Origin of the sequence: Veillonella sp. CHU732 (genome assembly GCF_003992085.1) — a bacterium.
In the GTDB taxonomy this organism is placed as follows: domain Bacteria; phylum Bacillota; class Negativicutes; order Veillonellales; family Veillonellaceae; genus F0422.
Window position 1 is genome coordinate 1 of record NZ_RQVC01000002.1, and the last position, 14,070, is coordinate 14,070.

The 14,070-nt window shown below is 37.1% G+C and carries 16 protein-coding genes and 1 rRNA gene; 16 read left to right on the forward strand and 1 reads right to left on the reverse strand.

Annotated elements, in window-relative coordinates:
* From rrf to EO121_RS00895, 10 genes are all read left to right on the forward strand, one after another.
* A 5S ribosomal RNA gene (gene rrf, locus EO121_RS00850) occupies nt 1–98 on the forward strand; the annotation flags it as partial.
* 573 nt (nt 99–671) lie between these two features.
* On the forward strand, nt 672–1,157 hold the full coding sequence (locus tag EO121_RS00855) for a hypothetical protein (protein WP_127165369.1): 486 nt from the start codon (nt 672–674) through the stop codon (nt 1,155–1,157).
* 112 nt (nt 1,158–1,269) lie between these two features.
* Complete coding sequence (locus EO121_RS00860; RefSeq protein ID WP_127165371.1) at nt 1,270–2,100, forward strand: DNA adenine methylase; 831 nt, start codon at nt 1,270–1,272, stop codon at nt 2,098–2,100.
* 19 nt (nt 2,101–2,119) lie between these two features.
* Nucleotides 2,120–2,896, forward strand: coding sequence for a site-specific DNA-methyltransferase (locus tag EO121_RS00865; RefSeq protein WP_164725819.1), 777 nt, complete (start codon nt 2,120–2,122; stop codon nt 2,894–2,896).
* The gene (locus EO121_RS00870) at nt 2,887–3,750 is read left to right on the forward strand and encodes a type II restriction endonuclease (protein ID WP_127165375.1); all 864 of its coding nucleotides are present in this window, start codon (nt 2,887–2,889) and stop codon (nt 3,748–3,750) included. The genes EO121_RS00865 and EO121_RS00870 overlap by 10 nt, the downstream gene beginning before the upstream one ends.
* A gap of 216 nt (nt 3,751–3,966) precedes the next feature.
* Nucleotides 3,967–4,611: an SWIM zinc finger domain-containing protein gene (locus EO121_RS00875; RefSeq protein ID WP_164725820.1), complete on the forward strand. Its 645-nt coding sequence runs from the start codon at nt 3,967–3,969 to the stop codon at nt 4,609–4,611.
* Nucleotides 4,612–4,620: 9 nt separating this feature from the next.
* Nucleotides 4,621–5,145 (forward strand): NUDIX domain-containing protein, encoded by a 525-nt coding sequence (locus EO121_RS00880; RefSeq protein WP_127165379.1) that lies wholly within the window; start codon nt 4,621–4,623, stop codon nt 5,143–5,145.
* 71 nt (nt 5,146–5,216) lie between these two features.
* On the forward strand, nt 5,217–6,443 hold the full coding sequence (locus tag EO121_RS00885) for a phosphopentomutase (protein WP_127165380.1): 1,227 nt from the start codon (nt 5,217–5,219) through the stop codon (nt 6,441–6,443).
* A 75-nt stretch (nt 6,444–6,518) separates the two neighbouring features.
* A complete protein-coding gene (locus tag EO121_RS00890; RefSeq protein ID WP_127165382.1) occupies nt 6,519–6,755 on the forward strand; it encodes a hypothetical protein in 237 nt (78 codons plus the stop codon).
* The gene (locus tag EO121_RS00895) at nt 6,752–7,141 is read left to right on the forward strand and encodes a type II toxin-antitoxin system VapC family toxin (RefSeq protein WP_127165384.1); all 390 of its coding nucleotides are present in this window, start codon (nt 6,752–6,754) and stop codon (nt 7,139–7,141) included. The genes EO121_RS00890 and EO121_RS00895 overlap by 4 nt, the downstream gene beginning before the upstream one ends.
* A 123-nt stretch (nt 7,142–7,264) precedes the next feature.
* Here EO121_RS00895 and rpmB read toward each other — a convergent pair whose 3' ends face one another.
* On the reverse strand, nt 7,265–7,453 hold the full coding sequence (gene rpmB / locus EO121_RS00900; protein ID WP_038144954.1) for a 50S ribosomal protein L28: 189 nt from the start codon (nt 7,451–7,453) through the stop codon (nt 7,265–7,267).
* A gap of 669 nt (nt 7,454–8,122) precedes the next feature.
* On the opposite strand from rpmB, the gene recG reads away from it, so the two are divergent.
* From recG to EO121_RS00930, 6 genes are all read left to right on the forward strand, one after another.
* Nucleotides 8,123–10,159: an ATP-dependent DNA helicase RecG gene (gene recG / locus EO121_RS00905; RefSeq protein WP_127165386.1), complete on the forward strand. Its 2,037-nt coding sequence runs from the start codon at nt 8,123–8,125 to the stop codon at nt 10,157–10,159.
* A 108-nt stretch (nt 10,160–10,267) separates the two neighbouring features.
* The gene (locus tag EO121_RS00910; RefSeq protein WP_009353866.1) at nt 10,268–10,456 is read left to right on the forward strand and encodes a 4-oxalocrotonate tautomerase; all 189 of its coding nucleotides are present in this window, start codon (nt 10,268–10,270) and stop codon (nt 10,454–10,456) included.
* A gap of 102 nt (nt 10,457–10,558) precedes the next feature.
* A complete protein-coding gene (locus tag EO121_RS00915) occupies nt 10,559–11,284 on the forward strand; it encodes a WecB/TagA/CpsF family glycosyltransferase (protein WP_127165581.1) in 726 nt (241 codons plus the stop codon).
* A gap of 52 nt (nt 11,285–11,336) precedes the next feature.
* Nucleotides 11,337–11,972, forward strand: a complete 636-nt coding sequence (locus EO121_RS00920) for a phosphatidylserine decarboxylase family protein (protein WP_127165388.1) — start codon at nt 11,337–11,339, stop codon at nt 11,970–11,972.
* The gene (gene pssA / locus EO121_RS00925; RefSeq protein ID WP_127165390.1) at nt 11,965–12,636 is read left to right on the forward strand and encodes a CDP-diacylglycerol--serine O-phosphatidyltransferase; all 672 of its coding nucleotides are present in this window, start codon (nt 11,965–11,967) and stop codon (nt 12,634–12,636) included. The genes EO121_RS00920 and pssA overlap by 8 nt, the downstream gene beginning before the upstream one ends.
* A 12-nt stretch (nt 12,637–12,648) precedes the next feature.
* The gene (locus tag EO121_RS00930; protein ID WP_127161407.1) at nt 12,649–13,917 is read left to right on the forward strand and encodes a glycosyltransferase family 2 protein; all 1,269 of its coding nucleotides are present in this window, start codon (nt 12,649–12,651) and stop codon (nt 13,915–13,917) included.
* Nucleotides 13,918–14,070: the final 153 nt, after the last annotated feature.

Consider the following 14,070-nt stretch of genomic DNA (forward strand, 5'->3'; position numbering starts at 1 on the left):
AGGAACCACCTGTTCCCATCCCGAACACAGTAGTTAAGCTCGTAAACGCCGAAAGTACTTGGCTGGAAACGGCCTGGAAGGATAGGAAGTCGCTGATTAAGAAAATAAAGAAGACGCCGAAAGGCGTCTTTTTTATTTTCTCATTTAATATATTATTTTGGTCTGACCGTTTCCAGACAGATTAATCAAGTAGTAACTAAGTTATATATGATAAGGCCTGGGATAAGCAGGGCTCATGATTTAAAGGAGCGTAGCGACGCATAAATCATAGAGCATCGCTTAGTTCCTAGCGTAAGATTTTGAAGCCCAAAAGGGGCGCACAAAACCCACAGCTAGGAACAAAGTAGGAAAAGGAAAATGCAAAAAGGTAAAAAAAGAAGAAGCGACGCATAAATCATAGAGCATCGCTTAGTTCCTAGCGTAAGATTTTGAAGCCCTAAAAGGGCGAATAAAATCCACAGTCAGGAACAAAAGGATAACGGATAAAAGAAATGCTGTAAGGTTTTAAAGCCCAGAAGTGGCGTATAAAACCCACAGCCAGGAGCAAATAGGAAGGTGCAAATGATAAAATTATATCATCAAAAGTATATACAAAACAATGAATTGTATATAAATATATTATGCTATAATAAAAGATATTATATTATAAAAAGAAATTATCGGAGAATTTTATGGGATATAAAGTGATAAAGTTTAAAAATGGAGTATACTTGGAGTTTGATCAAGGAAGCTTTGATAATTGGTGTGTATATCTTACAGATGCAGAAGGGAATCGTTCAGCGCCTCGAGATACAGATTATTTTACTTTATTAAAAGAGTTTTCAAAAAAATATGGTGCGGAGCAAATTTATAAAGATTTTGTTTCATTCTATGAGATTACAGGTAAAGAAACGGATCCTGAGGTATTTGAGAGTATAAACAAGCTTTCTTCAGTCTATGGTGATAATTGCATTGATATAGAGATTATATTTTGTATCTTATATATGGGTATGATAGCAGAAGAAAATAAAAAATTTACAAAACTTGGAAAAAGAATTAAAAGATTAGGCGTATATACATTATTAATCGATGATGAATCAGTTTATAAATCAGCTAATTTTATGAGAGGTATGAACTATAAAACGATTGATGAATTATGTAAGAAAAGAGGCTTTTAATTAAATTACATATATTGTCTGAATATTTATATCTATATTTTGTAGACAATTTTGCCATCACTTTTATGGTTAACTTTTTTATTAGGTTAATTTATAGGACTAAACATACATTATGAATTTAAAACCCTTCACTAAATGGACTGGTGGTAAGCGCCAGCTTTTACCAGTCATATTAGAAAAAATACCAAAACAATTTAATACTTATTTTGAGCCATTTATTGGTGGTGGAGCTGTTCTATTTGAGTTGCAACCATCTAGTGCTATTATCAACGATTTTAATACAGAGTTAATTAATTGCTATCAAGTGATAAAAAATAATCCTAAAGAGTTAATTGCGTTATTATCTGAACATAGAGATAATAACAGCAAAGATTATTATTTAGAAGTTAGATCCTGGGACAGAGATAGCTCATATGCTAATTTAAGTGATGTAGAGCGAGCTGCAAGGATTATGTATATGCTTAGAGTTGACTTTAATGGATTATATCGTGTTAATGGCAAAAACCAATTTAATGTACCGTATGGAAGTTATAAAAACCCTAAAATTGTTGATGAAGAACTGATTTATAATATAAGCTCATATTTAAATAAAAATAATATTACTATTCTTAAAGGAGATTTCTATAAAGCCGTAGAATTAGTAAAAGAAGACGATTTTGTGTATTTTGACCCTCCATATATTCCATTAAATGAAACAAGCTCATTTACATCATATACACATGAGGGTTTTTCTTATGAAGACCAAGTTAGATTAAGAGATACGGTAAAAGAATTAACTCATAGAGGCGCTTATGTTATGCTTTCAAACTCTGCAAGTGAGCTAACACAAGAGCTATATGCTGATTTTAATGTACACTTAATTGATGTAGTGAGAACTAATGGAGCAACACAAAAGAGTCGAGGAAAGATAAAGGAGATTTTAGTAACAAATTATGAACCATGATATATTCAAGGAGGAAAATATGATAACACCGTATTATCATAAAGAAAGCTCTATTTTAATTTGTGAAAACACATTTTCTTTTTTAGAAAAAATGAAAGATAATAGTATCGATATGATTTTTGCGGATCCACCATATTTTTTAAGTAATGATGGTATTTCAAATTCTGGTGGACATGTTGTATCAGTTAATAAAGGTGATTGGGATAAAATAAATTCTTTAGAAGATAAGCATCATTTTAATCGTACTTGGATTAGAATGTGTAGAAGAATCTTAAAACCTAATGCTACAATATGGATTTCAGGTACTTATCATAATATTTATTCTGTAGGCATGGCATTAGAACAAGAAGGTTATAAAATCTTAAATAACATTACTTGGCAAAAAACAAATCCAGCTCCTAACCTATCTTGTCGATATTTTACACATTCTACTGAAACTTTATTATGGGCACGTAAAAACGATAAAAGAGCAAGACATTACTATAATTATGAGCTGATGAAGTCAATTAATTCAGGTAAACAAATGAAAGATGTATGGACAGGGCCATTGACAAAACTAGCTGAAAAATGGGCAGGAAAACATCCAACGCAAAAACCAGAGTATTTATTGGAAAGAATCATTTTGGCGAGCACAAAAGAGGGGGACTATATTTTAGACCCTTTTGTGGGCAGTGGTACTACTGGAGTGGTAGCAAAGCGTTTAGGTCGTCGATTCATTGGAATAGATGCAGAAAAAGAGTATTTAGATATAGCGATAAGAAGAATTGAGCATGAAGGAGAGAAAACGTGGTCTTAAGAAACTTTGATGAATGGTTAAATACCATGACGGATTCAGTAGCAAGTTGGACATATTATACGGACTTTGAAAAGGTGTATGAAAATGTCAATGATATTAAAATTCCATTATGCCTTTTAAATAGCTTAATAGGAAGTAAGAATATCAAACAAGATTTTTTAAAGTTATATAATGAGTATCCAGAAGTATTGCGTGCCGTACCTATTATTATTGCTAAACGCCTTAAAGACATCGTTGTTGTAAAAGACCCAGAAAAAGATTTCTATTTTGACTTCAAAAAACATGATTATAGCCCTGAAGAATATTCCTTATTTATGGAGAAAACTGGGATATATGATTTATTAGAGCATCATTTAGTTGCAAGTCTATTGGACTATGTAACTGGTGTAGAAGTAGGTATGGATACGAATGGGCGTAAAAATAGAACAGGTCATTCCATGGAAGCTATTGTTCAACAATACCTAGAGCAGGAAGGATATGTCATGGGAGAAACCATATTTAAAGAAATCTATCAAAATGAAATTGAAGAACGCTTTAATGTCGACTTATCTGCTATCACCAATGAAGGTACTACTCAAAAACGATTTGATTATGTAATTAAATGTAATACAACAATATATTTAATTGAAGTTAACTTTTATGCTACAGGCGGGTCTAAGTTAAACGAAACAGCAAGATCGTACAAAATGATTACAGAAGAAACTAAGAATATTCCTAATGTAGAGTTTATGTGGTTTACCGATGGAAAAGGTTGGCATAAAGCTAAAAATAACTTACGGGAAACATTTGAGATATTGCCTAACTTATATAATATCAACGATTTAAGTAATGGTGTTTTAAAATCAATAATATAATTTATTTTATTGACGTTTGGAGAAAGGACATCATATGGACCTAAAGGATATAGAACTTCCTGAGACTGAAATAACTGATAGAAAAGAGTTAGTAAATTCCAAATCAATGTTGTCTCACCAAAATATCACATTAGTTCAGGTATATTTTGTGGCAAAAGATGATGCGTTCTAGATATAGTTCTTCATGAGGGAGATCATGTCTATGTTTCTGGTAAAATGAAGGATATGTTAGGTATAGTTGTAGATGTACGTCATCAATTTAAAGTAAGACCTTCAAAATATGAACGAGTCATTGCTAAGATCGATACCCAATTACAAGGGGAGTTTAAAATCTTCAATCGACTGTTATTGAGTTTTGACCGCAAAAGTTTAGGTAAAGAAAAAATCAGTCAATGGTTTTTTCCTCCCCAAGGTGAAGAACCATATATTTCTACATATAGACCGGATCCATTTCCACTGGATGATCTAACTCAGGTTCCTATAGAGCATGCTCGATTAGAAAGAGGATTACAATACTACAAAGAACAACGAGTTGTATATGTGTGTATCGATGATAGATATGGATATGCTATTGTAAGTGGATCAGAGTACTATGAGGTTGAGTTTGAATATAACAATGGAATCATAGAAGATATCTCATGTAGTTGTTATTGTGATGGACATTGTAAACATGAATTTGCAGTTTTATTAGAGCTACAGTATACTCTACAAATAGTAGAAAGAGAATTTAAAAATGAATACAGCAAAAACGGATATGTAACTACGATAGATAAAGATGTGGTATGGCAGATGAGTGTACGATGGAGTAATAAAGGAACTATTATTTTTCATAATCAAACAGAACCTATTATTATAAATTAAGGAGGACCCATGCAAGAACGTAAACTTTCATCTGAAATAAAATTCGATGGTAAATTGATTAAAGTAACCTATGATATTGCCGATGTCAACGGTAAGGAAGCGTGGCGCGAGGTGGTGCATCACCCAGGAGCTAGTGCTGTGGTAGCCATTGATGAAGACAATCGTATCATTATGGAAAAGCAGTTCCGCTATGCTTTGAATGATTATTTATTGGAAATTCCTGCGGGTAAATTAGATGCTGGGGAAGATCCTTTAGTATGCGCTAAACGTGAGTTAGAAGAAGAAACTGGTATCATTGCATCGGAATGGATTAGTCTAGGTACTATTGCAACGTCTCCTGGATTTTGCAATGAAGTTATTCATTTGTATGTAGCAAAAGGGCTTTCCAAAGGGGAAATCCATTGGGATGAAGATGAATATGTGGAAGTGGAGCGCTATACGTTCGACGAATTGCTACAACGCATTAAGGAAGAAAAAATCAAAGATAGTAAATCTTTGTCCGCGTTGTTATTAGCTATGCCGTATTTGAAATAGTGAAAGAATGCCTAGGAGTGTAACTTCCTAGGCATAGATTGTATATGAACGGCGATAGAGAGGAGGTCTCTATGTTTAAACGAATTATTACGATTGTTACAGATAGTGTAGGGATTGGTCATAGTCCCGATGCGGAACGCTTTGGGGACATGGGTGCCAATACATTGGGCCATATTGAAGAGGCGGTAGGGCCTTTACAAATTCCGAATTTACGAAAATTAGGCATCGGTAAGATCGCAGATATCACACCGCAACAAGATACAGTGGTGGGTGCCTTTGGTCGCATGCATGAGCAGAGTACAGGTAAAGATACGACCAGTGGTCATTGGGAGATGATGGGACATCCTGTGAAAGTTCCTTTCCCAACCTTTTATGATGGGTTTCCACAGGAGTTGATGGATACTTTTACGAAGGAAACTGGCTATGGATTTCTAGGCAATGAAGCGGCATCGGGGACAGAAATCATTGAGCGCCTTGGGGAAGAGCATATGAGAACGGGGAAACCAATTGTGTATACGTCTGCTGATTCGGTATTTCAAATTGCCGCTCATGAAAGTATTATTCCTTTAGAGGACCTATACAAGATGTGTCAAATTACTCGGGAACGTGTTTGTATAGGGGAGTATTATGTAGGGCGTATCATTGCTCGTCCCTTTGTGGGGGAGCCAGGTCATTTTGTGCGCACCTCAAATCGTCATGATTATAGTCGATTACCAGAAGGACGTTTTGTGTTGCAAGCCTTACAAGATGCGAAAGTGACGACTATCGGAGTAGGAAAGATTGGGGATATTTACGCTCATATCGGTTTGGATCAATCCTATTCAACAAAATCTAATGCTCATGGCATGAACCTAGTAGCTGCTTTGTTGGGGCATAGTGCAGATAGTATACATAGTATGCATGATAGATCTGATACTACGTCAGAAGGTAGATTTACTCATGGCTATATGATGGTCAATCTAGTAGAATTCGATAGCTTGTATGGACATCGTCGTGATGTACAAGGCTATGGCCGTGAGCTAGAAATGTTTGACTATCAACTAGGGGGATTGCTGGAATTATTGACCAAAGATGATTTGCTACTGATTACGGCAGACCATGGTAACGATCCGACTTGGAAGGGAACAGACCATACACGGGAACTCGTGCCCCTTTTGGCGTATTCACCAGCTTTTATAGGCCCCATTGATCTAGGGGATAGAAGGAGCTTTGCAGATATTGGACAAACTATATTGGAAAACTTTGGAGTTAAAGAATCATTTGTGGGGGAAAGTTTCTTATGTGAACTAGGAAACTAGTGGTTTTACTTACTTTTTTGTAGAGTTAGGCGTATAATGAAAATAAGATACATGTGAAAATGAGGAGGTGATAAAATGTGTACTATAAATATAAGTAAAAATGAAGAGCTAAAAGCCCTTGTAAAATTGCTAACCGATGGAGCGGCAGATTCTATTTTTTTACAAGATGAGGATACAGTAGCAGAAATAAAACTAATAAAAGATGTACCACAACCGATACAGTTTGGATTAGGAAACGGATTGTTTAAAGTTCCAGATGATATTCATGAATGCGATGACGCAATTCAAGAAGTATTTAAGGAGTACATATGAATATTCTATTAGATACACATATTTTATTATGGCTTTTATTTGATGATAAAAAGATTTCAAATACTTGTAAAGATATTTTAAGAGGGCAAGATACCCATACATATTTTAGTGTTATTTCTCTTTGGGAAATTGCGATTAAGCATAATAAGTATCCAGAAACATTCCCTTATGATGCAGAAATAATTTATAAACTAGCTAAGCAGTCGGGATTACGATTATTATCGTTATCTCCAGAAAATATTTTTATGATTAGGACTTTAACTAGAATGGAATCGTCAAAAGCACATCATGATCCATTTGATAAGATTATGATAAGTCAAGCTAAATCTGAGTCGATGCAATTTATAACACACGATGAACTATTATTAGGGTATAATGAACCCTGAGTTTTGTGGGTCTAAGTATACAGTACTATAATAAAGTTAAACATAGCAAAAGAGGCTATCAGTACTGAAGAAAATTCTTCCTAACTGATAGCCTCTTTTTTGAGTACATGTACCTTCAAAATCTTACGCGCGTGTAATTTTATCAGAACGAAGGCAGCGTGTGCAAACGTTAACTCGTTTAGTTTCGCCGTCTACAATTGCTCGTACTCTTTGGATGTTTGGTTTCCAAGTTCGTTTGGAACGGATATGGGAATGAGAAACATTCATACCCGTAGTAGTGGATTTACCACATACTTCGCAAAGGTTTGCCATTTGTTTCCACCTCCAAAGTGTTTACTACTAATATAGCATATGTATTTTATCATAAAAGAGGTAGTAATGCAAGTGCATTTGTTCCTTTTAGATAAGATTATACTAGCCTATTAACTATATACTAAAATAGTAAAATCTGTCAAATTTTGTGAAAGTATAACTTGCGTTTATTTTAAACAAGATGTATAATTTAAAACATAGGAGATCACTTTGTTACATAACCTAACTCACGTAACTCTTTAACAAAGTGGTCTTCTTTTTTTGCGCCCATTTTTAGGTGGGGTTCATATTGTATAGCTTCTCTATGGTATAATATAGGATATTAAATGTCTACTATGTATGACAGTGTACCATAGTTGCATACATAGATAGATACAGAGATATTGCTCATAGCAGTGTATTTGTATGTACTTATAGTGTTTAGTATGTACTTGGAGTATGACGTTTCTTATATCTTGACTAGCTGTTATAAATTAATCATGTAGCATATGTATACTATAGCGGTTGTCATGTCCTGACCAGTTGATAAATATTCGACATATGGCAAATGTATAGTGCTTCTCATGTCTTGCTCAGCTGATATGAATAAGTTATGTCACACGATTTCAGTATTGGTAGAGTAGGAAATACTTTCATAAAGAATGAAATAGGAAAGAGTACGGATAGAATATGAACGAACAATTGCAATCCATAAAGAGTGTGGGACCGCAACGAGTGAAACAATTGAATAAATTAGGAATCTATACGGTAACAGGTTTGTTGCATTATTTTCCACGCACTTTTGAAGATAGACGGCAAGTGTATACAATCTGTGAAGCTCCTATAGGAGAGATGGTAGGGGTGATGGGCCATGTAGTACGGGTCAGTGAAAAACGACCGAGACCGCGTATGCATATTCTAACGGTTACTCTATCTGATGGGATACGTCAATTAAACTTGACCTTTTTTAACCAAGCCTATAAGAAAAACTTTTATAAACCAGGTCAACGTATTTATGCCTATGGAAAGCTAGAGCATGCCTATGGTAGTTACCAGATGAATACACCACAAGTGGAAATGATAGAAGCTGGGCAAGTGATAGAGCGTGGTATTGTGCCAGTCTATGGTTTGACGGAAGGTATGAAACAATGGGGGATCAGATTGGCCATAAAAAACTGGTTTGACCATAATGGCACTTTAGAAGATGTGGTCCCTCAAGATGTGATGGGGAATAAGTTTACCATGAGCCGTTATGATGCCTTTCGGGAGATGCATTTTCCTACATCTTGGGAACGCTACCAAGAGGCACGCAAACAATTAGCTTATGAAGAACTATGGATTATGCAAATGGGGCTATTGCTCCTTCGTGCCCATGAACAGGGGCAAGGGGGATTCCCTATGACTAAAAATGGATCTTTAGTGGAGCGAATTAGAAAAGGTTTACCATTTACTTTGACTGGGGATCAAGAGAAAGCATTAGGAGAGATTACTAAGGATATGGAACAGCCCCAAGCTATGCAGCGGTTAGTGCAAGGTGATGTAGGTTCTGGTAAAACGGTGGTAGCCGCTTTGGCGTTAGCTAAAGCAGTAGAAAATGGATTTCAAGGGGCCATTATGGCGCCTACAGAAATTTTGGCCACACAACATTTTGAAAGTTTTCAGGAGCTCTTTCAAGATGCACCAATACGAATGGCATTGTTGACGGGTTCAACGAAGAAAAAACAAGACCTCTATGATGTGTTAGAACGAGGAGATATCGATGTCTTGGTAGGGACTCATGCATTGATTCAAGACAAAGTGATATTTCATCAATTAGGGTTGATTGTAGTGGATGAACAACATCGATTTGGTGTAGAGCAGCGGGCGAAATTACAACGAAAAGGAGATCACCCTCATGTGTTAATCATGACGGCGACGCCGATACCACGGACGATGACCTTATCCATTTATGGAGATTTGGAAGTTTCTTTGATTAAGGAAATGCCCCCAGGCCGTAAACCAGTGAAGACCTATGCAGTAGATTCGTCCTACAAAGAGCGGTTACTACATTTTTTTGAAAAAGAAATGCAAGTGGGTCGTCAGGTTTATGCAGTGTGCCCATTAGTGGAAGAGTCTGAAAAAATGGATTTGCAAGCTGCGGAACAGATTTATTACGAATATAAAGAATACTTTGAGCCACACTATCGTGTAGGTTTGGTGCATGGTCGCATGCGTCCAAAGGAAAAAGAAGACATTATGGATGCGTTCTATCGTCGAGAGATTCATTTGTTAGTATCCACAACGGTGATTGAAGTAGGTGTGAATGTGCCGAATGCGACGATTATGTGTATCCATAATGCGGAGAGGTTTGGTTTATCCCAGTTGCATCAATTGCGAGGTCGTGTAGGTCGTGGATCGGCACAGGCCTATTGTATTCTGATTAGTGATAGTAAAAACCCTGATAGTAAAACTCGACTTTCACTGATGGAACAAACGCAAGACGGATTTGAACTGGCAGAACAAGACTTGCTCATTCGTGGCACAGGGGAATTATTTGGCTTGGCTCAGTCGGGATTGCCAGATTTGAAAGTGGCGAACATCATCAAAGATATTCCGATTCTTGTGGAAGCTAGAGAGGATGCTAAAATGTATTTACAATCCCACGGATTTGATGAAGTACAATCGACTTTGCGTCATCAAATGGAAGCACGCTTTGGACCACAGTATATGCGTATTTTGTATAGTTAATCTTACCTACTACATGTTGTTTAGTAAGGGTCATCTATGATACAATAAGGTGAGATTTTATCTGTAGCACAGTGCTATGGATACCTAGTGGTGAGGGAGGAAAGACTCATGCCTATTATTCATGTAGAACTTGTTGAAGGTCGTACTTTTGAACAAAAGAAAGCTCTTGGCGAAGCGATTACAAAAGCAACTGTAGAAACTGTAAAAGTACCTGCAGAAGCGGTAAAAGTAATTTTCGTGGACATGAAAGCTGACAACTATATGGAAGCTGGCGTTATGCGCTGCGAAAAGAAATAATTAGGAAAATTACCTACCAGAAGGATAGGTCTATGATAGGGTGTAAGCTCTTTCATATGTCCTGTCCTTCTTGTTTACATACTAGAGTAGATGAGGTGAATGGTGCAGAATCAAATACATGTGCTATCCGTCCCAATTGATGTGGTAACGATGACGGAAGCCGTAGATAAAGTGCTTTCATTAGTGGGACAACCCAAATTACATATGGTGGCAACGGCCAATGCAGAAATGATTATGATGGCACAGGATGATCAAAGATTGTTAGAGGTTCTGCAACAAGCGGATCTTGTTGTACCGGATGGAGCAGGTGCTTTATGGGCAGCTGAGCAACAGGGACAGCGTTTTCCAGAACGAGTGACAGGTTGTGACCTATTGCAACAGTTATTGAAGGCAGCTAAAGCACATAATATTAAGATATACTGCTTAGGTGGAGCTGAGGGAGTTGTCAAAAAAGCTATCGAAAATATGACAGCAGAACTTGGAGAATTACCGGTAGTGGGATATCATTCTGGATATTTCACAGCGGAAGAAGAAGTAGACATTCTTGATGAGATTCAACGTAGTGGCGCTCAATTAGTGTTTGTTGCCTTTGGTGTGCCAAAGCAAGAGTTTTGGATTCAAGAAAAGTTAGCCCATTTAGATGGTGTAGTCGCCATGGGAGTGGGCGGTTCTTTCGATGTATTAGCGGGCATGTTGAAACGAGCTCCTGTATGGATGCAAGAAAACCGCTTAGAGTGGTTATATCGCTTGGCATTGCAACCGAAACGTATCATTCGTATGTTAGCATTGCCTAAATTTATGTGGACTGTATGGCGCCATAAACATTGATACAGTATAGTTGTATCTTGTTGGAGCCATCACTAGTTAAGAGAGGTTTAGTATGGGTTTGATTGTTAAAGAAGGATATCCTTTAATCGGTGCTTGTCTTGTTGTGACAGCACTGGTAGGCTACTTTCTATCATGGTGGTTAGGAATTATACCATTTGTACTGGCATTATTCTTTACTTATTTTTTCAGAAATCCTAATCGCCGTATTCCTCATGATCCAATGGTGTTAGTATCACCAGCGGATGGAAAAGTGATGGAAGTAGTAGAAGTGTTTGAGGACACATATTTACATCAACAATGTAAAAAAGTAACGATTTTTTTATCTGTGTTTGATGTCCATGTGAATCGGGCGCCAATGGCAGGTGAAATTACATTTCGACAATATACAGAAGGTCGTTTCTTACCAGCCTATAAAGATTCAGTAGGATATGAAAATGAACGTCATACAATTAGCATTAAAAATGACAAGATGGAAATTGTGGTGACACAGATTGCGGGATTGTTGGCTAGACGTATCGTGTCTTGGACAGATGTAGGAGATACCTTGGAGCAAGGTACCTTGTATGGTATGATTAAATTCGGTTCTTGCACAGAGCTATTTGTTCCATTAGACGTAGAGGTTTGCGTTACAAAAGGGCAACATGTAGTTGGTGGAGAAACGATTATTGGGAGGGTGAAAGATGAATAAGTCTATATTTCCCAATCTTTGCACAGCAGCAAACTTAGCCTGTGGTGTTGTAGGGATTAGTTTATCTGCAACAGGGAATTTTACAGGAGCTGCGATTTGTGTACTACTATCTTTATTAGCCGATGGCTTAGATGGACGAATTGCTCGTGCATTGGGAGTATCTGGAGAGTTTGGTCGTGAGCTAGATTCCTTAGCGGACGTTGTCGGTTTTGGTGTATCCCCAGCTTTTATGCTCTATATGATGAGCTTAGATCACTATGGTTGGCTAGGCTATGTGCCATTGTTGGTATTCTCTGTACTAGGGGCTTTCAGATTGGCACGATTTAATATTATGACAGAAGAAGTACACGGTTACTTCCAAGGGTTACCGATTCCAGCAGCAGGTTGTATGGCAGCGACCTACGTGTTAAGTGGTGTCCGTATTCCTGATGTGGCATTAATGTTAGCTATGATATTCGTAGGTTATTTGATGGTTAGCAATGTGCATCATCCAGATTTCAAAGGAAAAGGTAGCGATCCAGTGCAACCGATTGCCGTAGGTATTACCGTAGGCTGTGGTGTATTTTGCCTATTGATGGACTATCGTTCCTGGCCGGTATTGATTTTTGTATTATATGCTGTATATGGTATTAGTAATACTATCATCAACAACATTCGTAAATAGGAAGGAACTAGAATGAATTACGTTTGGTTTGACCTAATTATGATTCCCATACAGGTAATTATCGTATTTTATACCTTGTATTACTTTGTGTTGATGGTCTGTGGCATGTGGCATAAAAGTGATAAAACAGAATGTCCGCCGAAACATTCCTTTGCTATTATTGTCTGTGCCCATAATGAAAGTGCCGTGATAGGTCAATTGGTGAATAATCTACAAGTCTTAGATTATCCTCGCCACTTATATGATATCTTTGTGGTGGCAGATAATTGTAAAGATGACACCGCTAAGATTGCTCGTGAAGCTGGTGCTGAAGTGTATGAACGTTTTAACACAGAAGAAGTGGGTAAAGGATATGCCATGGGCTGGATGTTTGACAAAGTATTCGCCATGGAACGCAAGTATGATGCATTCGTAATTTTTGATGCGGATAATCTAGTGCATCCTCATTTCCTCTATGAAATGAATCGTCATTTGGAAAAAGGGGAGCCAGTGATTCAAGGGTACTTGAATGCGAAGAATCCAACCGATACATGGGTAGCTGGTACCTTTGCCATTGCCTTTTGGATGGTCAATCATATGTGGCACTTGGCGAAATATAACTTGGGACTTTCCACAGCCTTGGGTGGTACAGGTATGTGTATTCGTACAGATATCATCCGCGACTATGGTTGGTCTTGTAATAGCTTGACAGAAGATATGGAATTTTCTTTGAAATTGTTGATTCATGGGGTGAAAACAACATGGGCTCACAATGCCATCGTCTATGATGAGAAACCATTGACCTTTATGCAGTCCTGGAATCAGCGGAAACGTTGGGCGCAAGGGCATTTTGATACAGGAGAACGGTATATTCCGAAACTCTTTGTACAAGGTATCAAGAAAGGAAAATGGACAATCCTAGATGGAATTGTGCAGATTACACAGCCGTACTTCTTGTTACTGTCAGCCTTTTATATTATTATGACTTATATCAATGGTATCGTGCCGTTGTATACAAATATTATCTACCAAATCTTGCCAGTGCAAGTATGGCAGATTATCGGTATTGGACAATATTTATTTCCACTCATTGTGTTAGCACAAATTAAAGTGCCACCGAAAGTGTGGTTGTATTATCTATTGTATCCATTATTCATTTATTCTTGGGTACCAGTTACGTTCCTTGGATATTTGAATCGCCACGATAAAGTATGGTCCCATACACAACATACCCGTGGGGTAGCATTAGGGGAAGTGAAACTAACCCGTATGGGCGATACCAGTCGAAAAACAAAAGAATAAGATATGATACGAGCAACAGGATCATTTGGTTCTGTTGCTTTTTTATGTGCTATTTGAGATGGTTGAGTTAAGGGATTAGAGCTGAAAGTGTACAATTTTGGATGTAGATTTATCAGTTAATACATTTATTTGATTAACTGAATGTAGTAAATT